The organism is Pseudomonas sp. UYEF17 (assembly GCF_040546125.1).
Lineage (GTDB): Bacteria > Pseudomonadota > Gammaproteobacteria > Pseudomonadales > Pseudomonadaceae > Aquipseudomonas > Aquipseudomonas putida_Z.
In genome coordinates, this window is sequence record NZ_JBEPNE010000014.1 from 130,520 (window position 1) to 155,251 (window position 24,732).

Genomic DNA, 24,732 nt, shown 5'->3' on the forward strand with positions numbered 1-24,732 from the left:
CGAGCCCGCGAACACCGGCAAGGCCGGTGCCATCCACCACCAGCCGATCAGCAAGCCGGCAGGTTGCGCACCACGTTCAGCGCCGCACTGCTCTGGGCCACCGGCATGATCTCGATGGTATTGATGTTCACATGCGCCGGCTGCTCGGCAATCCAGGCCACCGTGGCCGCGATGTCCTCGGGCAGGATGGCCTCCACATCCCGATACAGCGCCTGCACGGCATCCAGGTCACCGTTCAGGCGCACCACCGAGAAATCGGTCCCCGAGCACAGCCCTGGCTCGATGTTGCTCACTCGCACGCGGGTGCCCGCCAGGTCGGCGCGCAGGTTGAGGCTGAACTGGCGGACAAAGGCCTTGCTGGCGCCATACACGTTACCGCCCGGGTAGGGGTAGGTGCCGGCGATCGAGCCGATGTTGATGATCATGCCGCTGTCGGCTTCCACCATCTGCGGCAGGATCTTGTGGGTGACCATGGCCAGGCCGGTGATGTTGGTGTCGATCATCCGCTGCCAGTTTTCCGCACTGCTGGCCTGGGCACGGTCCACGCCCAGCGCCAGCCCGGCATTGTTGACCAGCAGGTCGATCTGCAGCGAAGCATCACGAATCTGATCGACCGCCGTCTCGAGCGACACCGGGTCGGTAACGTCCAGCGCCAGCGGAATGAAATTGACGCCCAGCTCGGCCTCCAGCGCTTGCAGCTTGTCCATGCGCCGGGCACCACCGATCACGCGGTAGCCTTTGCCGATCAAGGTACGGCAGATGGCGCGGCCAAAGCCCGAGGAGGCGCCGGTTACGAATGCGGTTTTCATCAGTTGTCTCCTATGGAAGGGTCAGGCCAGGTACTTCACGCCCAGGCTGGTGAACAGGCAGAGCATCGAGAACACCAGCGCCTTGCGCACCACTTCGTTGCCCTTGCGCAGGGCCAGTGCGCTGCCCAGGTGGTTACCGAGGATGTTGCAGGCCACCAGCGGCAACGCCAGGAGGTAGACGACCTTGCCGGCAATGACGAAGGCCACCAGGGCGCCGATGTTGGACGCGAAGTTGAAGGTTTTGGAGTTGGCCGAGCTGGAGACCAGGTCCATGCGCAGCAGGTAATGGAAAGCGATGATGAACATGCTGCCGGTACCGGGGCCGAAGAAGCCGTCATAGAAACCGATGGCCAGGCAGGTCAGCGGGACCACGGTGAACAGCATGCGCGATGACAGTTCGCGCTCCCCGACCGGGCGGTCCTTGGGGGTGAGGAAGATGAGGATGCCGAAGGGGATCAGCGCCAGGATGATCTTGCCTACGGTTTCCTGGGAGATCGACACGATCAGGTGCGCCCCCAGGTAGGCACCGAGCAGCGAGAATGGCACGCCGACCAGCGCCACCTTCCAGACCATCTTGCTGTTGGCCAGGAAGTTGCGGATGGCCGCCAGCGTGCCGAGGGTACTGACGAGTTTTTCCTGGCCAAGGGCAACCTGGGGTGGCATGCCAACCAGCAGAAAGCCCGGTACCAGGAACAGCCCACCGCCACCGGCAATGCTGTCGACGAAGCCGGCAACGAAGGCAATCGCCCCGAGCATGAGGATCGCCAGCAACCAGTGTTCCGCCCAGAATGCGCCCAGAATTTCCATAGCAAAGTCCATCCAGTGGAGTGTCATGCCAAGCACAACGCGAGTGCGCTTGCCCCAGTCAGCGCGGTGATTGTAATTACAACAATTGAATCGATTCAATCATAAATTAAATCGATTCAATGGCGAGAATTACCATCATTACCCGTATCTTGGCTTTCATGCTAGGCTGCGCGCACTTGCAGAATCTGGTGCCATTTCCATGTGGGTCCCTCAATACGGCGATCAAACCCAGCCGGTTTACCTGATGATCGCTAATGCCCTTGAACAGGACATCGAAAGTGGTCGGCTTGCAGCAGGCGATCGCTTGCCCACCCTCAAAGACCTTGCCGAGGCACTGAATGTAACCCCCGGCACCGTTGGAAGAGCCTACGACGAAGCGGCCAAGCGCGGCCTGGTGGTTGGAGAGGTGGGCCGTGGCACATTTGTCAGACAGTTGCGACAGCGGTTATCCGCCCCGTCGGCGCCCGCCCCCGTTACTGGCGAAAGCAGCCAGATCGACCTGTCGATCATCAAACCCAACGATGCCCACATGAGTGAGTGGCTGGGTGCGGCGATCAGCGAGCTGGCCACCTCTGCGGACCTGGGACAGGTCCTCGACTATGTGACAGAAGGTGGTCACACCTCCCACAAACAAGCAGGTGCAGACTGGATTCGGCGCTGGCTGCCTGGCGCGCGCTGGCAACAGGTTGTACTGACCTCTGGCGCACAGCATGGACTATTGGTAGCCATCAGTAGCCTGTCGAAGAGCGACGATGTGGTGCTGTGCGAATCGTTCTGCTACCCAGGCATCATCTCCCTGGCCCACAGCATGGGCCGCCGCCTGCGTGGCGTGGCCATGGACGAGCATGGCCTTATTCCCGAGGCATTGCGTGCGGCCTGCCTGGAGCATCGCCCTTCCCTGTTGGTGTGTGTCACCACCCACCAGAACCCCACCAACTCGATCATGCCCCACGCACGGCGCCAGGCCATCGCAGAGATCGCCCGCGAGTTCGACCTGTTCATCGTCGATGACGATATCTACGGCTTCCTTGAACCCGCACCGGATTACCAGCCACTAGCGGCGTATGCGCCAGAACGTTCGGTGTATCTCACCAGCCTGTCCAAAAGTGTGCTGCCGGCGCTGCGTATCGGTTACCTGTACGCCCCACCGCAAACCCTCTCGCGGCTATCGTCGATGGTACGCAGCAGCGTCTGGATGCCATCGCCGTTGATGGCACAACTGGCCAGCAACCTGATCAACAGCGGCATGGCCGACCAGCTGGTGCAGGCACAACAGGACGAGGCGGCCGCGCGCCAGCAAATGGCCCGGGAGATCCTTGGCAAGTACAAGATCCGCAGCCAGCCCAACAGCTTCCACATCTGGCTGGAGTTGCCGGAGCCGTGGACCAGCGACGAATTCGCCAACCTGGCGCGTAACAACGGCGTCACGGTAGTCAGTGGCAGCCAGTTCCTGCCAGAACGCAGCCACGCCAACTGCGGCGTGCGCATCGCCCTGATGGCCCCCAGCCGCCAGGAACTGGGCTTTGCCCTGACCAAGCTGGTCAGCTTGCTGGACTCGCCGGAGCCACGGTTGTTTTATTGAAGCGCTGGCTGCACCCGCCCTCACAGGATTGCGCCGTAGCAGAAACCCACGCAACCTGTGGGAGCGGGCATGCCCGCGAACACCGGCGTAGCCGGTGCCATCCATCGCATCGCCTGCTTCGCGGGCTTGCCCGCTCCCACAGGGTACGTGCTATTGCCCATGAAAAAGCTTCATCACCAAATGCTGAAAATTAGCAACCGGTGATGTGCTCGCCGGGAGATGAGCACCTGGCAGCCCTCACCTTCTCTTCTGGCATTCCCCACAAATGAAAAAACCCAGGGCAACTCTGCCCTGGGTTTCTGGCCCTGCTAGACGCTAACCCGCTCTGATCAGAACGGAATATCGTCATCGAAGCTGTCAAAATCCGCCGCCGGCTGCGGGGCGGGCTGCTGCGGTGCCGGGCGCTGAGGCGCCTGTTGCGGGCGCGGGGCCTGCTGGCGTGGGGCCTGGTTGTACTGCTGCTGGCCGCCACCGTAGTTGCCGCCACCCTGGTTGTACGGGTCACCGCCCTGCTGCTGATTCTGCGGACGACCGCCGAGCAGCTGCATGGTGCCGTTGATGTCGACGATGATCTCGGTGGTGTAGCGCTTGATGCCGTCTTTTTCCCACTCGCGGGTCTGCAGCTTGCCTTCGATGTAGCACTGCGAACCCTTGCGCAGGTATTCGCCGGCGATTTCGGCAACCTTGCCGAACAGCGACACACGGTGCCACTCGGTACGCTCGACCTTCTGGCCCGACTGCTTGTCGGTCCACTGCTCGCTGGTAGCCAGGCTCAGGTTGGTCACGGCGTTACCGTTGGGCAGGTAGCGGACTTCGGGATCCTGGCCACAGGTGCCGACCAGAATGACTTTGTTAACCCCACGGGCCATAACGTTCTCCTAGGCTTCGCACGCCGAAGAGGCCGGGTTCACCAGGCGCTCGAGGGTCGTACGGTCCAAAATTTTCGTATCCAGTTTGATATAGATGGCGGCTTCTTCCGCCACCACGACGGCGTCGGTCACACCTGGCACAGCCATCAGGCGCTCGGTCAGGCCGGCTTCCCGGACTGCCTCTGGCGTCAGCGGCATGCGCAGGCTGGTCACATAGGGCGGCTCGTTCATGCGCAAGGCGACGACCAACCAGATGGCACACAGCACCGCACAACCGAGGAACACCATGTTCAGCCCGCCGTGCTGGAACAACCAGCCACCGAGGATTCCTCCCAGGGCAGCGCCGAGGAACTGGCTGGTGGAGTAGACCCCCATTGCCGTCCCCTTGCCACCTGCAGGCGACACCTTGCTCACCAGCGAAGGCAGCGATGCCTCCAGCAGGTTGAATGCAGTAAAGAATACCACGGTGCCGATCACCAGTCCGCGCAAACCGTCAGCCCACTGCCAGAAGAACACCTCCACCAGCAGCAACACACTGACCGCCCCGGCCAGCACGCGTTTCATCTTGCGCTTTTTTTCGCCATAGATGATGAACGGGACCATTGCAAAAAATGAGATGAACAACGCGGTCAGGTACACCCACCAGTGCTGCTCCTTCGGTAGACCGCCGCGCTCGACAAAGGCCAGTGGCAATGCGACGAAGCTGGCCATGAGGATGGCGTGGAGGATGAAAATGCCCACATCCAGGCGCAGAAGGTCCGGATGGCGCAGGGTCGGGCCGATGGCTTGGCGCGCCACACCCGACTCACGGTGCTGCAGGATGCTGTGGGTATTGGGCACCACAAAGGCGATCAGCAGGATGCCGACCAGGGCAAGTCCTGCCGTGGCGAGGAACAATCCTGACAAGCCAAAGACACGAGTCAGCAATGGGCCAACGACCATGGCGACAGCAAACGACAGGCCGATGCTCATGCCGATCATGGCCATGGCCTTGGTCCGGTGCTGCTCGCGCGTGAGGTCGGACAGCAGCGCCATGACCGCAGCGGAAATCGCCCCGGCGCCCTGCAGGATACGCCCGGCGATCACTCCCCAGATGGAGTCGGCCTGGGCCGCCAATACACTACCCAGGGCAAAGATGACCAACCCCAGGTAAATCACCGGCCGGCGGCCGATACGATCGGAAATCATCCCGAACGGGATCTGCAATACGGCCTGCGTCAGGCCATAGGCACCAATGGCCAGGCCGATCAGCGCAGGCGTGGCACCGGCCAGGTCCATCCCGTAGATGGCCAGCACCGGCAAGACCATGAACATGCCCAGCATACGAAAGGCAAAGACCAGGGCCAGGCCGCCAGCGGCGCGGGTTTCGCTGCCACTCATGCGTTCGTTGTGGGTGTCGTGCATGGATTAATCTCGTGTGAACCGGCGGCGATTCTATCAGTCCGACAGCTTGACGGCATCTACGCGACGCTTTGCCGCGTACTGGCAGCGCGCCGTATACTTCCTTGTTTATGCCCGCCGAGCGAGGCCGCAGTGGACAAGATCCTGATTCGTGGGGCACGTACCCACAACCTGAAGAACATCGACCTGACCCTGCCCCGGGACAAGCTGATCGTGATCACCGGCCTGTCCGGTTCCGGCAAGTCGTCCCTGGCGTTCGACACCCTGTACGCCGAAGGCCAGCGCCGCTATGTGGAATCGCTGTCGGCCTACGCCCGGCAGTTCCTGTCGATGATGGAAAAGCCCGACGTCGATACCATCGAAGGCCTGTCGCCAGCCATTTCCATCGAGCAGAAGTCGACCTCGCACAACCCCCGCTCCACGGTCGGCACCATCACCGAAATCTACGACTATCTGCGCCTGCTGTACGCCCGCGTCGGCACCCCACGCTGCCCGGATCACGATATCCCGCTGGAGGCGCAAACGATCAGCCAGATGGTCGACCTGGTGCTGGAGCGCCCGGAAGGCAGCAAGCTGATGCTGCTGGCTCCGGTGGTGCGCGAGCGCAAGGGCGAGCACCTGGCAGTGTTCGACGAGCTGCGTGCCCAGGGCTTTGTGCGCGCCCGGGTCAACGGCAAGCTCTACGAACTCGACGAACTGCCCAAGCTGGACAAGCAGAAAAAACACAGCATCGATGTGGTCGTGGACCGTTTCAAGGTCCGCGCCGACCTGCAACAACGCCTGGCCGAGTCGTTCGAGACCGCGCTAAAGCTGGCCGACGGCATCGCCCTGGTGGCACCGATGGATGACGAACAAGGCGAAGAGACGATCTTCTCCGCGCGTTTCGCCTGCCCGGTCTGTGGTCATGCCATCAGCGAGCTGGAGCCGAAGCTGTTCTCCTTCAACAACCCCGCTGGCGCCTGCCCGACCTGCGATGGCCTGGGGGTGAAGCAGTTCTTCGACACCAAGCGCCTGGTCAATGCCGAGCTCACCTTGGCCGAAGGCGCGATCCGCGGCTGGGACCGGCGCAACGTGTACTACTTCCAGATGCTCGGCTCGCTGGCCGCGCATTACGGCTTCAGCCTGGAGGAACCATTCGGCCAGCTTTCGGCCGAGCACCAGAAGGTGATCCTGCAGGGCAGCGGCAAGCAGAGCGTCGACTTCAAGTACCTCAACGACCGTGGCGACATCGTCAAGCGCTCGCACCCGTTCGAAGGCATCGTGCCGAACCTGGAGCGTCGCTACCGCGAGACCGAGTCGGCCACCGTGCGCGAAGAACTGGCCAAGTTCCTCGGCACCCAGCCCTGCCCGGATTGCCGCGGCACCCGCCTGCGCCGTGAGGCACGGCACGTGTGGGTGGGCGAAAAAACCCTGCCGGCGGTGACCAATCTGCCGATCGGTGAAGCCAGCAACTATTTCGGCGAGCTGACCCTGACCGGTCGCCGTGGCGAGATTGCGGCGAAGATCCTCAAGGAAATCTGCGAGCGCCTGCAGTTCCTGGTCAACGTCGGTCTCGACTATCTCACCCTGGACCGCAGCGCCGATACCCTGTCCGGTGGCGAAGCGCAGCGTATCCGCCTGGCCAGCCAGATCGGCGCTGGCCTGGTGGGGGTGATGTACATCCTCGATGAGCCGTCCATCGGCCTTCATCAGCGTGACAATGACCGCCTGCTGGCCACCCTCAACCACCTGCGCGACCTGGGCAACACGGTGATCGTGGTGGAACACGACGAGGACGCCATCCGCCTGGCCGACTACGTGGTGGACATCGGCCCGGGGGCCGGCGTGCACGGTGGGCAGATCGTCGCCGAGGGCTCGCCGCAGGAGGTCATGGCCCACCCCGACTCGCTGACCGGCAAGTACCTGTCCGGGCGCAAGAAGATTGTCGTGCCGGCCAAGCGCACGCCGCGCAACAAGAAGCTGCAACTCAAGCTCAAGGGCGCGCGTGGCAACAACCTGCAAAACGTCGACCTGGAAGTCCCGATCGGCCTGCTGACCTGCGTGACCGGGGTGTCCGGCTCGGGCAAGTCGACGCTGATCAACAACACCCTGTTCCCACTGGCCGCCACCGCCCTGAATGGCGCAAGCAGCCTGGAAGCGGCGCCGCATGCCAGCATGGATGGCCTGCAGCACCTGGACAAGGTGGTGGATATCGACCAGAGCCCGATCGGCCGCACCCCTCGCTCGAACCCGGCGACCTACACCGGCATCTTCACGCCGATCCGCGAGCTGTTCTCCGGTGTGCCGGAATCGCGTTCGCGCGGCTATGGTCCGGGGCGCTTCTCGTTCAACGTCAAGGGGGGCCGTTGCGAGGCCTGCCAGGGCGATGGCCTGATCAAGGTGGAGATGCACTTCCTGCCGGACATCTACGTGCCGTGCGACGTGTGCAAGAGCAAGCGCTACAACCGCGAAACCCTGGAGATCAAGTACAAGGGCAAGAACATCCACGAGGTGCTGGAGATGACCATCGAGGATGCCCGCGAGTTCTTCGACGCAGTGCCGGCGCTGGCGCGCAAGCTGCAGACGTTGATGGATGTGGGGCTGTCGTACATCAAGCTGGGGCAGTCGGCGACCACCCTGTCGGGTGGTGAGGCCCAGCGAGTCAAGCTATCGCGCGAACTGTCCAAGCGTGACACCGGCAAGACCCTGTACATCCTCGATGAGCCGACCACGGGCCTGCACTTTGCCGATATCCAGCAGTTGCTGGACGTGCTGCATCGCCTGCGTGACCACGGCAATACCGTGGTGGTGATCGAGCACAACCTGGATGTGATCAAGACCGCGGACTGGCTGGTGGATCTAGGGCCGGAGGGTGGCTCGAAAGGTGGGCAGATCATTGCCTGCGGTACGCCAGAAGAACTGAGTACGATGAAACAGTCGTATACCGGGCACTACCTGAAACCGTTGCTGGAGCGGGATCGGGCGTAAGGCCTTGGGGGCGCTTTGCGCCCCTTTCGCGACACAAGGCCGCTCCCACAGGAGTAATGCATTTCCCTGTGGGAGCGGCCTTGTGTCGCGATAGGGCTGCAAAGCAGCCCAGGCTTTTACATCTGCGACTGCAGGTAATTCTCGAGGCCAATGGCCTTGATCAGCCCCTGCTGCTTCTCCAGCCAGTAGGTGTGATCTTCTTCGGTATCAGCCAACTGAGCGCGCAGGATGTCGCGGCTGATGTAGTCCTTGTGCAACTCGCACAGCTCGATGCCTTTGCACAGCGCGCCGCGTACCTTGTACTCGAGCTTGAGGTCCGCCTCGATCATTTCCGGCACGGTGCTGCCCACTTCCAGGTCGTCCGCGCGCATGTCAGGGGTGCCTTCGAGCATGAGGATGCGACGCATCAGGGCATCTGCGTGCTGCGTCTCTTCTTCCATTTCGTGGTTGATGCGCTCGTAGAGCTTGGACAGGCCCCAGTCTTCGTACATACGCGAGTGAATGAAGTACTGGTCACGCGCCGCCAGTTCGCCCTTCAGCAGCGTAACGAGGTAGTTGATTACGTCCGGGTGACCTTGCATCGCCCTGCTTCTCCATGTGAAAACGTCTATGCCACATAGTGTGAACCAGCTTTTGCCTGCGGTCACTGAAAACCGCGCAATTAGAAGCAAAAAATCGGTCAAACAGTAGTGATATTCATTGAAAAACCGCCCAAATGAGGGCGGTTCTTCTTATCACTTCGACTTAGGCGAAATTGATGCCCAAGGCCTTGGCAACCCCTTCGCCATAGGCCGGATCGGCCTTGAAGAAGTATTGCAACTGACGCTGGATCACGTCTTCGCTGACGCCTGCCATGGTGCCGGCAATGTTGTTTATCAGCAGGGCTTTCTGCTCATCGTTCATCAGGCGGAACAGCGCGCCGGCGTGGCTGTAGTAGTCGGTGTCTTCGCGGTGGTCGTAACGGTCTGCGGAACCACTCAGGGCCAGTGCAGGCTCGGCGTGGCGTGGCGACTGCTTCGGTGCATCGCTGTAGCTGTTGGGCTCATAGTTCGGCGCGCTGCCGTAACCGCCAGCGGCCATGGAACCATCACGCTGGTAGCTGTTGACCGGGCAGCGTGGTGCATTCACCGGCAGTTGCTGGTGGTTGGTACCCACCCGGTAGCGATGCGCGTCGGCGTAGGCGAATACCCGCCCTTGCAGCATGCGGTCCGGCGACAGGCCAACACCCGGCACCATGTTGCTTGGGCCAAACGCTGCCTGCTCGACCTCGGCAAAGTAGTTGAGCGGGTTACGGTTGAGCTCCAGCACGCCCACTTCAATCAGCGGGTAGTCCTTCTGCGACCAGGTCTTGGTCACGTCGAAGGGGTTTTCGTCGCGGCCGGCAGCCTCGGCTTCGCTCATCACCTGGATGCATACGGTCCAGCGTGGGTAATCGCCCCGCTCGATGGCTTCGAACAGGTCGCGCTGGGCGTAGTCCGGGTCAGTACCTGCCAGGCGCGCGGCATCTGCCGGTGCGAGGTTCTTGATGCCTTGCTGGGTCTTGAAGTGCCATTTGACCCAGGTGCGCTCACCTTTGGCATTGATCAGGCTGTAGGTATGGCTACCGAAGCCGTGCATGTGGCGGTAGCCGTCCGGAATGCCGCGATCGGAGAACAGAATGGTGACCTGATGCAGCGCCTCGGGAGAGTGCGACCAGAAGTCCCACATCATCTGAGCGTTCTTCAGGTTGGATTGCGGGTGACGCTTCTGGGTGTGGATAAAGTCCGGGAACTTCAGTGGGTCGCGGATGAAGAACACCGGCGTGTTGTTGCCGACGATGTCCCAGTTGCCTTCCTCGGTGTAGAACTTGACGGCGAAACCACGGGGATCGCGCTCGGTATCAGCGGAGCCACGCTCACCACCAACGGTGGAGAAGCGCAGGAAGGTTTCGGTCTGCTTGCCAACCTGTTCAAACAACTTGGCACTGGTGTATTCGGTGATATCGCGGGTGACGGTAAAGGTGCCGTAGGCGCCCGAGCCTTTTGCGTGTACGCGGCGCTCAGGAATGTTCTCGCGGTTGAAGTGGGCGAGCTTCTCGATCAGGTGGAAGTCGTCGAGCAGCAGCGGGCCACGCGGGCCGGCGGAACGGGAATTCTGGTTGTCTGCTACAGGTGCACCGCTGGCGGTGGTGAGAATCTTGCTCATGGGCTCTCCTTATCGGTCTTCAAGCGCCGGCTAAACGGCTCTGGAGAGAGTATTGACGAGCAAGGTTACAAGAACAAATGCATTACATGACTTGCATCAATAGAAATAAACAATACATCCTGAAACAAAAAACCGGGCACTAGGCCCGGTTCTTTGTAGCAGACAGAACGTCTTACTCAGCAGCTTCTACAGCACCGCCGACCGGACGATCAACCAGCTCGACGTACGCCATAGGAGCGTTGTCGCCAGCGCGGAAACCGCACTTCAGGATGCGCAGGTAGCCGCCCTGACGGGTGGCGTAACGCTTACCCAGGTCGTTGAACAGCTTGCCAACAGCGGACTTCGAACGGGTACGATCGAAGGCCAGACGGCGGTTAGCTACGCTGTCTTCCTTGGCCAGGGTGATCAGCGGCTCGGCAACGCGGCGCAGTTCCTTGGCTTTCGGCAGGGTGGTTTTGATCAGCTCGTGCTCGATCAGCGACACTGCCATGTTCTGGAACATAGCCTTGCGGTGAGAGCTGGTACGGCTCAGGTGACGTCCACTTTTACGATGACGCATGATTCATTCCTTACCAAACACTACGTTCGGTGATTACGACGATCAGGCGGTCGCCTTGTCGTCTTTCTTAAGACTTGCAGGCGGCCAGTTGTCGAGGCGCATGCCGAGAGACAGACCACGAGAGGCCAGGACGTCCTTGATTTCAGTCAGGGACTTCTTGCCCAGGTTAGGAGTCTTCAACAGCTCTACTTCGGTACGCTGAATCAGGTCGCCGATGTAGTAGATGTTCTCCGCCTTGAGGCAGTTGGCCGAACGTACAGTCAGTTCCAGGTCGTCAACCGGACGCAGCAGGATCGGATCGATCTCGTCTTCCTGCTCGACTACGACAGGCTCGCTGTCACCTTTGAGGTCGACGAACGCGGCCAGCTGCTGTTGCAGGATGGTCGCAGCGCGGCGGATAGCCTCTTCAGGATCCAGGGTGCCGTTGGTTTCCAGATCAATGACCAGCTTGTCCAGGTTGGTACGCTGTTCAACACGGGCGTTCTCGACCACATAGGCGATACGACGCACCGGGCTGAACGAAGCGTCCAACTGCAGACGGCCAATGCTACGGCTTTCGTCTTCGTCGGTTTGACGGGAGTCGGCCGGCTCGTAACCACGACCACGAGCTACAGTGAGCTTCATGTTCAGAGCGCCGTTCGACGCCAGGTTCGCGATTACGTGATCGGGGTTGACGATCTCGACATCGTGATCCAGCTGAATATCGGCAGCGGTAACCACCCCCGAACCCTTTTTCGACAAGGTCAGCGTAACTTCGTCACGACCGTGCAGTTTGATAGCCAGGCCTTTCAGGTTCAACAGGATTTCAATGACGTCTTCCTGAACACCTTCGATCGCGGAGTACTCGTGGAGTACGCCGTCGATCTCGGCCTCGACTACTGCACAGCCAGGCATGGAGGACAACAGGATGCGGCGCAGCGCGTTGCCCAGGGTATGGCCGAAACCACGCTCGAGAGGCTCGAGCGTAATCTTGGCGCGGGTCGGACTGACTACCTGCACATCAATGTGGCGGGGAGTCAGGAACTCATTTACCGAAATCTGCATGGATGCACCTATTTTCTAGCCCTTACTTGGAGTAGAGCTCGACAATCAGGTTCTCGTTGATGTCGGCAGACAGGTCGCTGCGAGCAGGAACGTTCTTGAAAACGCCCGACTTTTTAGCAGCATCCACGTCAACCCACTCAACGCGGCCACGCTGGGCGCACAGTTCAAGGGCTTGAACAATGCGCAGCTGGTTCAGCGACTTCTCGCGAACCGCGACCACGTCACCCGGACGAACTTGGTAGGATGGAATGTTTACAGTCTTACCGTTGACGCTGATCGCTTTGTGCGAAACCAGCTGACGGGACTCGGAACGAGTCGAGCCGAAGCCCATACGGTAGACGACGTTATCCAGACGGCACTCGAGCAGTTGCAGCAGGTTTTCACCGGTTGCGCCTTTTTTCGAGGCTGCAGCCTGGTAGTAACCGCGGAACTGACGCTCCAGAACACCGTAGATACGACGAACTTTTTGCTTCTCGCGCAGCTGGGTACCGTAGTCGGACTGACGGCCACGGCGCTGGCCGTGGATACCTGGGGCTGCTTCGATGTTGCACTTCGATTCCAGAGCGCGAACGCCGCTCTTCAGGAACAGGTCAGTGCCTTCACGACGAGACAGTTTGCATTTTGGACCAATGTAACGTGCCATTTATCTGTCTCCTGATTACACGCGACGCTTCTTCGGCGGACGGCACCCGTTGTGCGGGATTGGCGTCACGTCGGTGATGCTGGCGATCTTGTAGCCGCAGCTGTTCAGTGCACGAACGGCGGACTCACGACCTGGACCTGGACCCTTGACGTTTACGTCGAGGTTCTTCAGACCGTATTCCAGCGCAGCTTGACCAGCACGCTCAGCAGCGATCTGGGCTGCGAACGGGGTGGATTTGCGCGAACCACGGAAACCCGAACCACCGGAGGTCGCCCAGGACAAAGCGTTGCCCTGACGGTCGGTGATGGTCACGATGGTGTTGTTGAAAGAGGCATGGATGTGGGCGATGCCATCAACCACTGTCTTTTTGACTTTCTTACGAGGACGAGCAGCAGGTTTTGCCATGTCTATATTCCTGGGCGATTACTTGCGGATCGGCTTACGCGGGCCCTTACGGGTGCGTGCGTTGGTCTTGGTGCGCTGACCGCGAACCGGCAGACCTTTACGATGACGCAGGCCGCGGTAGCAACCCAGGTCCATCAAGCGCTTGATCTTCATGTTGATGTCACGACGCAGGTCACCTTCGGTGGTGAACTTCGCGACTTCGCCACGCAGGGTTTCGATTTGCTCGTCGCTCAGATCCTTGATCTTAGCGGCTGGGTTTACACCAGCGTCTGCACAGATCTTCTGTGCAGTAGTGCGACCGACACCATAGATGTAGGTCAGCGAGATAACAGCATGCTTGTTATCTGGAATGTTGACGCCTGCAATACGGGCCATTCAGTGGGACTCCAATTGACAGCTACCTACGCCCCGGAAGCCAAGAAATAGGGCGCGAGATAATATCGCTGTAGAAACGAATAATCAACCCAGCAGCACACTAGCTGCTGGGTTTGAAGCGCAGATCACACTCAGCCTTGGCGCTGTTTGTGACGCGGTTCCGCGCTGCAGATCACTCGTACGACGCCTTCGCGACGGATGATCTTGCAGTTACGGCACAGCTTTTTCACCGATGCACGAACTTTCATTACCGACTCCTCGAACCTTAGGGGCGTATCAGCGCAGCAGACCGCTGCCACCGTAGCCTTTCAGGTTGGCTTTCTTCATCAGGGATTCGTACTGGTGCGAAACGAGGTGCGATTGTACTTGGGACATGAAGTCCATCACAACCACTACCACAATCAGCAACGAGGTCCCGCCAAGGTAGAACGGCACATTTGCTGCCACCACCAGGAACTGGGGCAGAAGGCAGACGGCCATCATGTAAAGAGCACCGAACATGGTCAGACGGGTCAGAACGCCATCAATGTAGCGTGCCGACTGCTCACCAGGACGGATACCCGGAATAAAGGCACCGGACTTCTTCAGGTTTTCCGCTACGTCTTTCGGGTTGAACATCAGCGCTGTGTAGAAGAAGCAGAAGAAAATGATCCCTGCACTAAACAGCAGAATGTTCAACGGCTGACCAGGAGCGATCGACTGCGAGATGTCCTGCAGCCAGCCCATACCTTCGGACTGACCGAACCAGGCACCCAGCGAAGCCGGGAACAGCAGAATGCTGCTCGCGAAAATGGCCGGGATAACCCCCGCCATGTTCACCTTCAGCGGCAAGTGGCTGGTCTGCGCAGCGAAGACCTTGCGGCCCTGCTGACGCTTGGCGTAGTGAACGGCGATACGACGCTGACCACGCTCAATGAACACCACGAAGCCGATAATCGCTACTGCCAGCAAACCGATAGCGACCAGGGCGAAAATGTTGATATCGCCTGTGCGTGCAGACTCGAAAGACTGCCCGATTGCTCTCGGAAGACCGGCAACGATACCCGCGAAGATCAACATCGAGATACCGTTGCCCACACCGCGCTCGGTGATCTGCTCGCCCAGCCACATCATGAACATCGCGCCCGCCACGAAGGTGGAGACGGCAACGACATGGAAGCCCAGGCCTACAGAAAACGCCACGCCCTGGTTGGCCAGGCCAATGGACATGCCAATGGCTTGAACCAGTGCCAGGATAACGGTGCCGTAGCGGGTGTACTGGCTGATCTTGCGACGGCCAGCTTCACCTTCCTTCTTCAACTGCTCCAGTTGCGGGCTGACCGCCGTCATCAGCTGCATGATGATCGATGCCGAGATGTACGGCATGATCCCCAGTGCAAAGATGCTCATGCGCTCGAGCGCGCCACCGGAAAACATGTTGAACAAGCTAAGAATGGTCCCCTCATTCTGCCGAAACAGATCCGCCAGACGGTCTGGATTGATGCCAGGAACCGGGATATGCGCACCTATCCGATAGACGATGATCGCCATGAACAGAAAGCGCAGACGAGCCCAGAGTTCCGACATCCCGCCCTTACCGAGCGAAGAGAGAGCACCTTGCTTAGCCATTTATTCCTCGAACTTGCCGCCAGCTGCTTCGATAGCCGCACGCGCACCCTTGGTGGCTGCGATACCCTTGATGGTGACTGCGCGAGTGACTTCGCCAGACAGCATGATTTTCACACGCTGTACGTTCTGGCCGATCACGTTGGCATCCTTCAGGGATTGCACGGAGATCACGTCGCCTTCCACCTTGGCCAGCTCGGACAGACGCACTTCGGCGCGGTCCATGGCTTTCAGGGAAACGAAGCCGAACTTCGGCAGACGACGGTGCAGCGGCTGTTGACCGCCTTCGAAGCCAGGAGCGATCGAACCACCCGAACGGGAAGTCTGACCTTTGTGGCCACGGCCGCCGGTCTTACCCAGACCGCTACCGATACCACGACCTGGACGATGCTTCTCGCGACGGGAACCCGGCGCTGGACTCAGATCATTGAGTTTCATCGATTAACCCTCGACCTTCAGCATGTAGTAAGCCTTGTTGATCATCCCGCGGTTTTCGGGAGTATCCTGGACTTCTACAGTGTGACCGATGCGACGCAGACCCAGGCCCTTAACGCACAGCTTGTGGTTAGGCAGACGGCCCGAGACGCTCTTGATCAGCGTTACTTTTACGGTTGCCATGATCAGAAGATCTCCTCGACGCTCTTGCCGCGCTTGGCAGCAATGGATTCAGGAGATTGCATGGCTTTCAGACCCTTGAAGGTGGCGTAAACCACGTTCACTGGGTTGGTCGAACCGTAGCACTTGGCCAGAACGTTCTGAACACCAGCAACTTCCAGGACAGCACGCATTGCGCCACCGGCGATGATACCGGTACCTTCCGAGGCAGGCTGCATGTAAACCTTCGAGGCGCCGTGGGCAGCCTTGGTGGCGTACTGCAGGGTGGTGCCCTTCAGGTCAACCTGGATCATGTTGCGGCGAGCAGCTTCCATGGCTTTCTGGATCGCGGCAGGTACTTCGCGCGACTTGCCACGGCCGAAGCCAACACGACCTTTACCATCACCTACCACGGTCAGCGCGGTGAAGGTGAAGATACGGCCGCCTTTTACGGTTTTGGCAACGCGGTTAACTTGAACCAGCTTCTCGATGTAGCCTTCGTCGCGCTTTTGATCGTTATTTGCCATAACTTAGAACTCCAGCCCGCCTTCACGAGCAGCATCAGCCAGCGCTTTGACGCGGCCATGGTACTTGAAGCCGGAACGGTCAAAGGCAACTTGAGATACACCGGCGGCTTTCGCACGCTCAGCTACCAGCTTGCCAACCTTAGTGGCCGCGTCGATGTTGCCAGTGGCGCCATCACGCAGTTCTTTGTCCAAGGTCGAGGCGCTTGCCAGAACCTTGCTGCCGTCGGCCGAAATGACCTGGGCGTAGATGTGCTGCGAGGAGCGGAACACGCACAGGCGCACGACTTCGAGTTCGTGCATCTTGAGACGTGCTTTGCGAGCGCGACGCAGTCGAGTAACTTTTTTGTCGGTCATTTGCTAGGCCCTACTTCTTCTTGGCTTCTTTACGACGGACTACTTCGTCCGCGTAACGCACACCCTTGCCTTTGTAAGGCTCTGGCGGACGGAAGTCGCGGATTTCAGCGGCCACCTGACCCACCAGCTGCTTGTCGATACCCTTGATCAGGATGTCGGTCTGGCTTGGGGTTTCAGCGGTGATACCGGCTGGCAGTTCGTAGTCCACTGGGTGCGAGAAGCCCAGGGCCAGGTTCAGGACGGTGCCCTTGGCCTGTGCCTTGTAACCAACACCGACCAGCTGGAGCTTGCGCTCGAAGCCTTGGCTTACGCCCTGGACCATGTTGTTCACCAGAGCGCGGGTGGTACCGGCCATGGCGCGAGCTTGCTGGTCACCGTTGCGAGCGACGAAACGCAGCTCGCCAGACTCTTCGGTAACTTCAACAGACGAGTGAACGTTCAGTTCGAGAGTGCCTTTGGCACCCTTCACCGAAAGCTGCTGGCCGGCGAATTTGACTTCGACGCCTGCTGGCAGCTTAACGGGGTTCTTAGCGACGCGAGACATGCCTATCTCCCCTTAGAACACTGTGCACAGAACTTCGCCGCCGACACCGGCAGCGCGTGCAGCGCGATCAGTCATCACACCTTTGTTGGTGGAGACGATAGACACGCCCAGACCGCCACGTACTTTCGGCAGCTCTGCGACGGACTTGTACTGGCGCAGGCCTGGACGGCTGGAGCGCTTCAGTTCCTCGATGACCGGACGGCCTTCGAAGTACTTCAGTTCGATCGACAGGGAAGGCTTGGCCTCACCAGTTACCTGGTAGCCGGCGATGTAACCTTCGTCTTTCAGAACTTTGGCAACCGCGACCTTCAGGGTGGAGGAAGGCATGCTTACGACGGACTTTTCAGCCATCTGGGCATTACGGATGCGAGTTAGCATGTCCGCTAACGGGTCCTGCATACTCATGGGCTAGATGCTCCTGATACAAGAATTATTAGCCTTGCGGCTATCACAACCACCCGAGCGGACAGGGCAAAAAACCCAGGCTCAGGTGAGCCGGTCATTCTAGACACAAGGTAGAAACGAAACAAGCCCCATATAGGGGCTTGTTTGTTGGCGAGGTCACCGGCGGTCGGAAGAATGCTCCCCTTCCGCCGGGATCCAGCCTGCAGCGATTACCAGGAGGCCTTGACCAGACCTGGTACGTCACCGCGCATTGCAGCTTGACGCAGCATGTTACGGCCCAGGCCGAACTTACGGTATACACCGTGAGGACGACCGGTCAGGCGGCAACGGTTGCGCAGACGCGAAGCGGAGGCATCACGTGGCTGCTTCTGCAGGGCGACAACGGCAGCGAAACGCTCTTCAGGAGAGGCGTTCAGGTTGACGATGGTCGCTTTCAGCTCGGCACGCTTTTTGGCGTACTTGGCTACCGTGAGCTGACGCTTCAGCTCGCGGTTTTTCATGCTCTTCTTGGCCATTTTCCTACTCCAATCAGTTGCGGAACGGGAACTTGAAAGCACGCAGCAGAGCGCGGCCTTCGTCGTCCGAACGAGCAGTGGTGGTCAGGGTGATGTCCAAACCGCGCAGAGCATCGATCTTGTCGTAGTCGATTTCCGGGAAGATGATCTGCTCTTTCACGCCCATGCTGTAGTTGCCACGGCCATCGAAGGACTTGGCATTCAGGCCGCGGAAGTCGCGAACCCGAGGCAGGGAGATCGCCAGCAGGCGGTCCAGGAATTCGTACATCTTGTCGCGACGCAGGGTCACCTTGACACCGATCGGCCAGCCTTCACGGACTTTGAAGCCCGCGATGGATTTACGAGCGAAAGTCACGACCGGCTTTTGACCGGTGATCTTTTCCAGGTCGGCAACAGCGTGCTCGATGACTTTCTTGTCGCCGATCGCTTCGCCCAGACCCATGTTCAGGGTGATCTTGGTAACGCGCGGAACTTCCATCACGTTCGACAGCTTAAGTTCTTCCTTAAGCTTAGGAGCGATTTCGTTCCGGTAAATCTCTTTCAGTCGTGCCATGGTCTTCTACCTAGCAGTGTTCAAGCATCAACCGCTTTTTGGGTCGACTTGAAGACACGAATTTTTTTACCGTCTTCTACTTTGAAACCAACGCGGTCAGCCTTGTTGGTTTCGCCGTTGAAGATGGCAACGTTGGAAGCGTGCAGAGGCGCTTCTTTTTCGACGATACCGCCCTGTACGCCCGCCATCGGGTTAGGCTTGGTATGACGCTTGACCAGGTTCACACCACCAACGACCAGACGGTCATCAGCCAGAACCTTCAGCACCTTACCGCGCTTACCTTTGTCTTTGCCGGCGATCACGATGATCTCGTCGTCACGACGAATCTTTTGCATGTCGGATCTCCTTACAGCACTTCAGGGGCGAGCGAGACGATCTTCATGAACTTCTCAGTACGAAGTTCACGGGTCACTGGCCCGAAGATGCGAGTGCCGATCGGCTCTTGCTTGTTGTTCAGCAGAACAGCAGCGTTGCCGTCGAAACGAATGATGGAACCGTCAGCGCGACGAACACCGTGACGGGTGCGCACTACAACAGCGGTCATCACTTGGCCTTTCTTGACCTTACCGCGCGGAATTGCTTCCTTGACGGTTACCTTGATGATGTCACCGATGCCGGCGTAACGGCGGTGCGAACCGCCGAGCACCTTGATGCACATGACGCGACGAGCGCCGCTGTTATCGGCCACATCGAGCATGGATTGAGTCTGAATCATAAAATTTCTCCGACCCCTAGCCCTTAGACTTCAACAGCGCGTTCGAGGACTTCAACCAGTGCCCAGGACTTGGTCTTGGCCAGCGGACGGGTTTCACGGATGGAAACCTTGTCGCCGATCTTGCACTGGTTGGCTTCGTCGTGCGCGTGCAGCTTAGTCGAACGCTTAACGTATTTACCGTAGATCGGGTGCTTTACGCGACGCTCGATCAGAACGGTGATGGTCTTGTCCATTTTGTCGCTGACGACACGGCCAGTCAGCGTACGGACGGTTTTTTCAGCTTCAGCCATGATCACTTACCTGCCTGCTGGTTGAGCACAGTTTTCACGCGAGCGATGTCACGCTTAACTTGCGAGAGCAGGTGCGACTGCCCCAACTGGCCAGTTGCTTTCTGCATACGCAGATTGAACTGGTCGCGCAGCAAGCCGAGCAGTTGCTCATTCAGTTGCTGTGCCGATTTTTCACGAAGTTCATTCGCTTTCATCACATCACCGTCCGCTTAACAAAGGAGGTGGCGAGAGGCAGCTTTGCAGCAGCCAGGGCGAAAGCTTCGCGCGCCAGCTCTTCAGAAACACCCTCGATTTCATACAGGACTTTGCCTGGCTGAATCTGGGCAACCCAGTATTCCACGGAACCCTTACCTTTACCCATACGAACCTCGAGAGGCTTCTTGGAGATCGGCTTGTCCGGGAAGACACGGATCCAGATCTTACCGCCACGTTTTACGTGACGGGTCAGCGCACGACGTGCGGACTCGATCTGGCGAGCGGTGAGGCGACCGCGAGCAACAGCTTTCAGGGCGAATTCGCCGAAGCTGACTTTGCTACCGCGCAGTGCCAGACCACGGTTGTGGCCGGTCATCTGCTTGCGGAATTTTGTACGCTTTGGTTGCAACATTTGGCGTACCCCTTACTTAGCAGCTTTTTTACGAGGCGCTGGTGCTTGTGGTTTCAGTTCTTCTTGGCGACCACCAATAACTTCGCCTTTGAAGATCCAAACCTTCACACCGATCACACCGTAAGTGGTGTGAGCTTCGTAGGTGTTGTAGTCGATATCGGCACGCAGGGTGTGCAGAGGCACACGACCTTCGCGATACCACTCGGTACGAGCAATCTCAGCACCGCCGAGACGACCGCTCACCTGGATCTTGATGCCCTTGGCACCAATACGCATGGCGTTCTGTACGGCGCGCTTCATGGCGCGACGGAACATTACGCGGCGTTCCAGCTGCTGAGCTACGCTCTGCGCAACCAGCATAGCGTCGAGTTCCGGCTTGCGGATCTCTTCGATGTTGATGTGCACAGGCACACCCATCTGCTTGGTCAGGTCCTGACGCAGCTTCTCGACATCTTCACCTTTCTTACCGATAACGATACCGGGACGAGCGGTGTGGATGGTGATGCGTGCAGTTTGAGCCGGACGATGAATATCGATACGGCTTACGGACGCGCTTTTTAGTTTGTCCTGGAGGTACTCACGCGTTTTCAGATCCTTCAACAGGTAATCTGCGTAAGTAGCACCGTCTGCGTACCAGACGGAGGTGTGCTCCTTGACGATTCCCAGGCGAATGCCAGTGGGATGTACTTTCTGACCCATCTGATCGACTCCGTTACTTGTCCGCAACCTTGACAGTGATATGGCAAGACCGCTTGACGATGCGATCAGCACGGCCTTTGGCACGTGGCATGATGCGCTTCAGCGAACGCCCTTCGTTGACGAAGACGGTGGAGACCTTCAGGTCATCAACGTCTGCGCCTTCGTTGTGTTCGGCGTTGGCAACGGCCGACTCGAGGACTTTCTTCATGATTTCAGCGGCTTTTTTGCTGCTGAAGGCCAACAGGTTGAGCGCTTCGCCCACCTTCTTCCCGCGGATCTGGTCGGCGACCAAGCGGGCTTTCTGGGCGGAGATGCGAGCGCCCGACAACTTAGCGGCTACTTCCATTTCCTTACCCCTTAACGCTTGGCTTTCTTGTCAGCCACGTGCCCGCGATAGGTGCGGGTACCGGCGAACTCGCCCAGTTTGTGGCCGACCATGTCTTCGTTCACCAGAACTGGGACATGTTGACGACCGTTGTGTACCGCGATGGTCAGACCGACCATTTGTGGCAGGATCATCGAACGGCGCGACCAGGTTTTAACTGGCTTGCGATCGTTCTTCTCCACCGCCACTTCGACCTTCTTCAGCAGGTGAAGATCGATAAAAGGACCTTTTTTCAGAGAACGTGGCACTGTCGTATCCCTCTAGTTACTTGCGACGACGGACGATCATGTTGTCGGTACGCTTATTACCACGGGTCTTCGCACCCTTGGTTGGGAAGCCCCATGGCGATACCGGATGACGACCACCGGAGGTACGACCTTCACCACCACCATGTGGGTGGTCAACCGGGTTCATGGCAACACCACGAACGGTTGGGCGAACGCCGCGCCAGCGTTTGGCACCAGCTTTACCCAGCGAACGCAGGCTGTGCTCGGAGTTCGAGACTTCGCCCAGGGTCGCACGGCACTCAGCCAGTACTTTACGCATCTCACCGGAACGCAGACGCAGAGTCACGTAGACGCCTTCACGAGCGATCAGCTGAGCCGAAGCACCAGCGGAACGAGCGATCTGAGCACCTTTACCCGGCTTCAGTTCGATGCCGTGAATGGTGCTACCTACTGGGATGTTGCGCAGCTGCAGGGAGTTACCGGCCTTGATTGGGGCCAGGGCACCTGCGATCAGCTGGTCGCCAGCGCTCACGCCTTTAGGGGCGATGATGTAGCGACGCTCACCGTCTGCGTAGCACAGCAGGGCGATGTGAGCAGTACGGTTCGGGTCGTATTCGATACGCTCGACAGTGGCTGGGATGCCATCTTTGTCGTTGCGACGGAAGTCGACCAGACGGTAATGCTGCTTATGACCACCACCAACGTGACGAGTGGTGATGCGGCCATTGTTGTTACGACCACCAGACTTCGATTTCTTCTCGATCAGCGGTGCGTGAGGAGCGCCTTTGTGCAGCTCCTGGTTGACCACCTTGACCACGAAACGGCGGCCAGGGGAAGTCGGTTTGCATTTAACGATTGCCATGATGCACCCCTTCCTTACTCAGCACTGCTGCTGAAATCGAGATCTTGGCCTGGCTGAAGGGAGACGATCGCCTTCTTCCAGTCATTACGCTTGCCCAGACCACGTGCGGTACGCTTGGTTTTACCCAGAACGTTAACAGTCGACACGTTTTCAACTTTTACGTTGAACAGGCCTTCGACAGCTTTCTTGATTTCCAGCTTGGTTGCATCGGTAGCAACCTTGAATACGAACTGGCCTTTTTTCTCAGCCAGAACGGTAGCCTTCTCGGAAACGTGCGGGCCAAGGAGGACTTTGAATACGCGTTCCTGGTTCATCCCAGCAGCTCCTCGAATTTCTTCACGGCCGAGACAGTGATCAACACTTTCTCGTATGCGATCAGACTGACCGGGTCGGAACCTTGTACGTCACGTACGTCGACGTGCGGCAGGTTGCGAGCAGCCAGGTACAGGTTCTGATCAACAGCGTCGGAAACGATCAGTACGTCGTTCAGACCCATGCCGTTCAGCTTGTTCAGCAGATCTTTGGTTTTCGGTGCTTCAACAGCGAAGTCCTGAACCACGACCAGACGGTCGCTACGCACCAGCTCAGCGAGGATGGAGCGCAGGGCTGCGCGATACATCTTCTTGTTGAGCTTCTGCGAGTGATCTTGAGGGCGAGCTGCGAAGGTTACACCACCGCCACGCCAGATCGGACCACGAGTGGTACCAGCACGAGCACGGCCAGTACCCTTCTGACGCCATGGGCGCTTACCGCCACCAGCCACGTCGGAACGGGTCTTCTGCTGCTTGGTGCCCTGACGGCCGCCGGCCATGTAGGCCACGACTGCTTGGTGTACCAGCGTCTCGTTGAATTCGCCACCGAAAGTCAGTTCGGAAACTTCGATCGCCTGAGCGTCATTTACATTGAGTTGCATGTCAGTTTCCCCTTAACCGCGAGCCTTGACAGCTGGACGTACAACCACGTCGCCGCCAGTAGCGCCTGGAACGGCACCCTTGACCAGCAGCAGGTTGCGCTCAGCGTCTACGCGAACTACTTCCAGGGACTGAACAGTCACGCGCTCGGCGCCCATGTGACCGGACATTTTCTTGCCCTTGAACACACGACCAGGAGTCTGGCACTGGCCGATGGAACCTGGGACACGGTGCGACACGGAGTTACCGTGGGTGTTGTCCTGGCCACGGAAGTTCCAGCGCTTGATGGTACCGGCGAAGCCTTTACCTTTGGACTGACCAGTAACGTCTACCAGCTGGCCTGCAGTGAAGAGTTCAGCTTTGATCAGATCGCCAGCCTGGAAATCGCCTTCTTCAAGACGGAACTCCCAGACACCGCGACCAGCGGCAACGTTGGCCTTGGCGAAGTGACCTGCCTGAGCGGCAGTCACACGCGAAGCACGACGCTCGCCGACAGTGACTTGCACTGCACGGTAGCCATCGGTTTCTTCAGTTTTGAACTGGGTGACGCGATTCGGCTCGATCTCGATGACCGTGACCGGAATGGAGACACCTTCTTCGGTGAAAATGCGGGTCATACCGCACTTGCGACCGATTACACCAATAGTCATGTTGTAAACCTCATGAGTGTACGGGGCTTTCACCCGCTATGGCCGCCCATTTCAGAGCGTTACACGACCAGACCGAAGTCTTAGCCGAGGCTGATCTGTACTTCCACACCTGCCGCCAGATCAAGCTTCATCAGCGCATCAACGGTTTTATCCGTTGGCTGGACGATGTCCAGAACGCGCTTATGAGTGCGGATCTCGTACTGGTCACGCGCGTCTTTGTTGACGTGCGGGGAAACCAGAACGGTGAAACGCTCTTTGCGGGTAGGCAGTGGAATTGGACCACGCACTTGTGCACCAGTACGTTTCGCGGTTTCCACGATTTCCTGGGTGGATTGGTCGATCAGGCGATGGTCGAAAGCCTTCAACCTGATACGGATTTGCTGATTTTGCATTGGATTTCAGACTCCAGGCTGTTCCCAACGGACGCACTACGCCCGCTAAAAGGAGGCGTGATTCTATAGACGCCCCCATTTAGTGTCAACCCAATAAAAAAAACCCCCGCTGAGCGGGGGTTTTTTCAATCGGTCGAGTGATTACTCGATGATTTTGGCTACGACGCCGGCGCCGACGGTACGACCGCCTTCACGGATAGCGAAGCGCAGACCGTCTTCCATTGCGATGGTCTTGATCAGGGTAACAGTCAT

Annotated in this window: 37 protein-coding genes; 2 read left to right on the forward strand and 35 right to left on the reverse strand. The window is 58.9% G+C overall.

All coding sequences use genetic code 11. The features are described from left to right. Nucleotides 1–47 precede the first annotated feature (47 nt). Both ABIB24_RS19660 and ABIB24_RS19665 read right to left on the reverse strand, forming a co-directional pair. Nucleotides 48–809 carry an SDR family NAD(P)-dependent oxidoreductase gene (locus ABIB24_RS19660; protein WP_354317056.1) on the reverse strand — a complete coding sequence of 254 codons (762 nt, stop codon included), beginning with the start codon at nucleotides 807–809 and terminating at the stop codon, nucleotides 48–50. A gap of 21 nt (nucleotides 810–830) precedes the next feature. After that, entirely contained in the window at nucleotides 831–1,616 is a 786-nt protein-coding gene (locus ABIB24_RS19665; RefSeq protein WP_354317057.1) for a TSUP family transporter, read from the reverse strand. Between the two features lie 199 nt (nucleotides 1,617–1,815). On the opposite strand from ABIB24_RS19665, the gene ABIB24_RS19670 reads away from it, so the two are divergent. Continuing rightward, nucleotides 1,816–3,198 (forward strand): aminotransferase-like domain-containing protein, encoded by a 1,383-nt coding sequence (locus tag ABIB24_RS19670; RefSeq protein ID WP_137162865.1) that lies wholly within the window; start codon nucleotides 1,816–1,818, stop codon nucleotides 3,196–3,198. A gap of 329 nt (nucleotides 3,199–3,527) precedes the next feature. Here the strand turns inward: ABIB24_RS19670 and ABIB24_RS19675 are convergent, their stop codons facing one another. Both ABIB24_RS19675 and ABIB24_RS19680 read right to left on the reverse strand, forming a co-directional pair. Further along, the gene (locus ABIB24_RS19675) at nucleotides 3,528–4,067 is read right to left on the reverse strand and encodes a single-stranded DNA-binding protein (RefSeq protein WP_051101244.1); all 540 of its coding nucleotides are present in this window, start codon (nucleotides 4,065–4,067) and stop codon (nucleotides 3,528–3,530) included. A 9-nt stretch (nucleotides 4,068–4,076) separates the two neighbouring features. After that, nucleotides 4,077–5,471, reverse strand: a complete 1,395-nt coding sequence (locus tag ABIB24_RS19680; RefSeq protein ID WP_137162864.1) for an MFS transporter — start codon at nucleotides 5,469–5,471, stop codon at nucleotides 4,077–4,079. Between the two features lie 129 nt (nucleotides 5,472–5,600). Here ABIB24_RS19680 and uvrA point away from each other — a divergent pair, with 129 nt between their 5' ends. Continuing rightward, complete coding sequence (uvrA, locus tag ABIB24_RS19685; protein WP_075044431.1) at nucleotides 5,601–8,435, forward strand: excinuclease ABC subunit UvrA; 2,835 nt, start codon at nucleotides 5,601–5,603, stop codon at nucleotides 8,433–8,435. 116 nt (nucleotides 8,436–8,551) lie between these two features. Here the strand turns inward: uvrA and bfr are convergent, their stop codons facing one another. From bfr to ABIB24_RS19840, 31 genes are all read right to left on the reverse strand, one after another. Further along, nucleotides 8,552–9,016, reverse strand: coding sequence for a bacterioferritin (gene bfr / locus ABIB24_RS19690; RefSeq protein ID WP_003257116.1), 465 nt, complete (start codon nucleotides 9,014–9,016; stop codon nucleotides 8,552–8,554). A 163-nt stretch (nucleotides 9,017–9,179) separates the two neighbouring features. After that, a complete protein-coding gene (locus ABIB24_RS19695; protein WP_354317058.1) occupies nucleotides 9,180–10,619 on the reverse strand; it encodes a catalase in 1,440 nt (479 codons plus the stop codon). Between the two features lie 172 nt (nucleotides 10,620–10,791). Then, nucleotides 10,792–11,178 (reverse strand): 50S ribosomal protein L17, encoded by a 387-nt coding sequence (gene rplQ / locus ABIB24_RS19700; protein WP_003255451.1) that lies wholly within the window; start codon nucleotides 11,176–11,178, stop codon nucleotides 10,792–10,794. Nucleotides 11,179–11,220: 42 nt separating this feature from the next. Beyond that, the gene (locus ABIB24_RS19705) at nucleotides 11,221–12,222 is read right to left on the reverse strand and encodes a DNA-directed RNA polymerase subunit alpha (protein ID WP_003255452.1); all 1,002 of its coding nucleotides are present in this window, start codon (nucleotides 12,220–12,222) and stop codon (nucleotides 11,221–11,223) included. Between the two features lie 22 nt (nucleotides 12,223–12,244). Continuing rightward, complete coding sequence (gene rpsD / locus ABIB24_RS19710) at nucleotides 12,245–12,865, reverse strand: 30S ribosomal protein S4 (RefSeq protein ID WP_003257114.1); 621 nt, start codon at nucleotides 12,863–12,865, stop codon at nucleotides 12,245–12,247. A gap of 15 nt (nucleotides 12,866–12,880) precedes the next feature. Continuing rightward, the gene (gene rpsK, locus ABIB24_RS19715) at nucleotides 12,881–13,270 is read right to left on the reverse strand and encodes a 30S ribosomal protein S11 (RefSeq protein WP_003255454.1); all 390 of its coding nucleotides are present in this window, start codon (nucleotides 13,268–13,270) and stop codon (nucleotides 12,881–12,883) included. A gap of 18 nt (nucleotides 13,271–13,288) precedes the next feature. Continuing rightward, nucleotides 13,289–13,645: a 30S ribosomal protein S13 gene (rpsM, locus tag ABIB24_RS19720; RefSeq protein ID WP_003257112.1), complete on the reverse strand. Its 357-nt coding sequence runs from the start codon at nucleotides 13,643–13,645 to the stop codon at nucleotides 13,289–13,291. 131 nt (nucleotides 13,646–13,776) lie between these two features. Continuing rightward, nucleotides 13,777–13,893: a 50S ribosomal protein L36 gene (gene rpmJ, locus ABIB24_RS19725; RefSeq protein ID WP_002555468.1), complete on the reverse strand. Its 117-nt coding sequence runs from the start codon at nucleotides 13,891–13,893 to the stop codon at nucleotides 13,777–13,779. Between the two features lie 28 nt (nucleotides 13,894–13,921). Further along, nucleotides 13,922–15,253, reverse strand: a complete 1,332-nt coding sequence (secY, locus tag ABIB24_RS19730; protein ID WP_003257108.1) for a preprotein translocase subunit SecY — start codon at nucleotides 15,251–15,253, stop codon at nucleotides 13,922–13,924. Continuing rightward, nucleotides 15,254–15,688 carry a 50S ribosomal protein L15 gene (gene rplO, locus ABIB24_RS19735; protein WP_003257107.1) on the reverse strand — a complete coding sequence of 145 codons (435 nt, stop codon included), beginning with the start codon at nucleotides 15,686–15,688 and terminating at the stop codon, nucleotides 15,254–15,256. A 3-nt stretch (nucleotides 15,689–15,691) separates the two neighbouring features. Then, a complete protein-coding gene (rpmD, locus tag ABIB24_RS19740) occupies nucleotides 15,692–15,868 on the reverse strand; it encodes a 50S ribosomal protein L30 (RefSeq protein ID WP_003255463.1) in 177 nt (58 codons plus the stop codon). Nucleotides 15,869–15,870: 2 nt separating this feature from the next. Then, the gene (gene rpsE, locus ABIB24_RS19745; RefSeq protein WP_003255465.1) at nucleotides 15,871–16,371 is read right to left on the reverse strand and encodes a 30S ribosomal protein S5; all 501 of its coding nucleotides are present in this window, start codon (nucleotides 16,369–16,371) and stop codon (nucleotides 15,871–15,873) included. 3 nt (nucleotides 16,372–16,374) lie between these two features. After that, on the reverse strand, nucleotides 16,375–16,725 hold the full coding sequence (gene rplR / locus ABIB24_RS19750; protein ID WP_009397496.1) for a 50S ribosomal protein L18: 351 nt from the start codon (nucleotides 16,723–16,725) through the stop codon (nucleotides 16,375–16,377). 10 nt (nucleotides 16,726–16,735) lie between these two features. Next, nucleotides 16,736–17,269: a 50S ribosomal protein L6 gene (gene rplF / locus ABIB24_RS19755; protein WP_009681972.1), complete on the reverse strand. Its 534-nt coding sequence runs from the start codon at nucleotides 17,267–17,269 to the stop codon at nucleotides 16,736–16,738. A gap of 12 nt (nucleotides 17,270–17,281) precedes the next feature. Next, nucleotides 17,282–17,674, reverse strand: coding sequence for a 30S ribosomal protein S8 (gene rpsH, locus ABIB24_RS19760; protein ID WP_009681971.1), 393 nt, complete (start codon nucleotides 17,672–17,674; stop codon nucleotides 17,282–17,284). A 209-nt stretch (nucleotides 17,675–17,883) separates the two neighbouring features. After that, nucleotides 17,884–18,189 carry a 30S ribosomal protein S14 gene (gene rpsN / locus ABIB24_RS19765; RefSeq protein ID WP_013970638.1) on the reverse strand — a complete coding sequence of 102 codons (306 nt, stop codon included), beginning with the start codon at nucleotides 18,187–18,189 and terminating at the stop codon, nucleotides 17,884–17,886. Nucleotides 18,190–18,202: 13 nt separating this feature from the next. Continuing rightward, nucleotides 18,203–18,742, reverse strand: a complete 540-nt coding sequence (gene rplE / locus ABIB24_RS19770) for a 50S ribosomal protein L5 (RefSeq protein ID WP_003257095.1) — start codon at nucleotides 18,740–18,742, stop codon at nucleotides 18,203–18,205. 20 nt (nucleotides 18,743–18,762) lie between these two features. Next, complete coding sequence (gene rplX / locus ABIB24_RS19775; RefSeq protein ID WP_016715319.1) at nucleotides 18,763–19,077, reverse strand: 50S ribosomal protein L24; 315 nt, start codon at nucleotides 19,075–19,077, stop codon at nucleotides 18,763–18,765. 11 nt (nucleotides 19,078–19,088) lie between these two features. Further along, nucleotides 19,089–19,457, reverse strand: a complete 369-nt coding sequence (rplN, locus tag ABIB24_RS19780) for a 50S ribosomal protein L14 (RefSeq protein WP_002555479.1) — start codon at nucleotides 19,455–19,457, stop codon at nucleotides 19,089–19,091. Nucleotides 19,458–19,480: 23 nt separating this feature from the next. Then, the gene (gene rpsQ, locus ABIB24_RS19785; protein ID WP_003255478.1) at nucleotides 19,481–19,747 is read right to left on the reverse strand and encodes a 30S ribosomal protein S17; all 267 of its coding nucleotides are present in this window, start codon (nucleotides 19,745–19,747) and stop codon (nucleotides 19,481–19,483) included. 2 nt (nucleotides 19,748–19,749) lie between these two features. Beyond that, complete coding sequence (rpmC, locus tag ABIB24_RS19790; protein WP_002555481.1) at nucleotides 19,750–19,941, reverse strand: 50S ribosomal protein L29; 192 nt, start codon at nucleotides 19,939–19,941, stop codon at nucleotides 19,750–19,752. Then, entirely contained in the window at nucleotides 19,941–20,354 is a 414-nt protein-coding gene (gene rplP / locus ABIB24_RS19795) for a 50S ribosomal protein L16 (RefSeq protein WP_003255479.1), read from the reverse strand. The genes rpmC and rplP overlap by 1 nt, the downstream gene beginning before the upstream one ends. Before the next feature lie 12 nt (nucleotides 20,355–20,366). Continuing rightward, entirely contained in the window at nucleotides 20,367–21,053 is a 687-nt protein-coding gene (gene rpsC / locus ABIB24_RS19800) for a 30S ribosomal protein S3 (protein WP_003255481.1), read from the reverse strand. Between the two features lie 13 nt (nucleotides 21,054–21,066). Beyond that, the gene (gene rplV / locus ABIB24_RS19805; RefSeq protein ID WP_003103908.1) at nucleotides 21,067–21,399 is read right to left on the reverse strand and encodes a 50S ribosomal protein L22; all 333 of its coding nucleotides are present in this window, start codon (nucleotides 21,397–21,399) and stop codon (nucleotides 21,067–21,069) included. Between the two features lie 11 nt (nucleotides 21,400–21,410). Beyond that, a complete protein-coding gene (rpsS, locus tag ABIB24_RS19810; protein WP_003255482.1) occupies nucleotides 21,411–21,686 on the reverse strand; it encodes a 30S ribosomal protein S19 in 276 nt (91 codons plus the stop codon). A gap of 16 nt (nucleotides 21,687–21,702) precedes the next feature. Further along, on the reverse strand, nucleotides 21,703–22,527 hold the full coding sequence (rplB, locus tag ABIB24_RS19815) for a 50S ribosomal protein L2 (protein ID WP_015268750.1): 825 nt from the start codon (nucleotides 22,525–22,527) through the stop codon (nucleotides 21,703–21,705). Between the two features lie 14 nt (nucleotides 22,528–22,541). Then, the gene (rplW, locus tag ABIB24_RS19820; protein WP_003255484.1) at nucleotides 22,542–22,841 is read right to left on the reverse strand and encodes a 50S ribosomal protein L23; all 300 of its coding nucleotides are present in this window, start codon (nucleotides 22,839–22,841) and stop codon (nucleotides 22,542–22,544) included. Then, on the reverse strand, nucleotides 22,838–23,440 hold the full coding sequence (rplD, locus tag ABIB24_RS19825; protein ID WP_008089819.1) for a 50S ribosomal protein L4: 603 nt from the start codon (nucleotides 23,438–23,440) through the stop codon (nucleotides 22,838–22,840). The genes rplW and rplD overlap by 4 nt, the downstream gene beginning before the upstream one ends. Before the next feature lie 12 nt (nucleotides 23,441–23,452). Continuing rightward, nucleotides 23,453–24,088 (reverse strand): 50S ribosomal protein L3, encoded by a 636-nt coding sequence (gene rplC / locus ABIB24_RS19830; protein WP_003257089.1) that lies wholly within the window; start codon nucleotides 24,086–24,088, stop codon nucleotides 23,453–23,455. 80 nt (nucleotides 24,089–24,168) lie between these two features. Next, nucleotides 24,169–24,480 carry a 30S ribosomal protein S10 gene (gene rpsJ / locus ABIB24_RS19835; RefSeq protein WP_003186070.1) on the reverse strand — a complete coding sequence of 104 codons (312 nt, stop codon included), beginning with the start codon at nucleotides 24,478–24,480 and terminating at the stop codon, nucleotides 24,169–24,171. Nucleotides 24,481–24,621: 141 nt separating this feature from the next. Next, nucleotides 24,622–24,732 (reverse strand): EF-Tu C-terminal domain-related protein (locus ABIB24_RS19840; protein ID WP_080667851.1); only part of this gene is annotated, 111 nt, incomplete at its 5' end.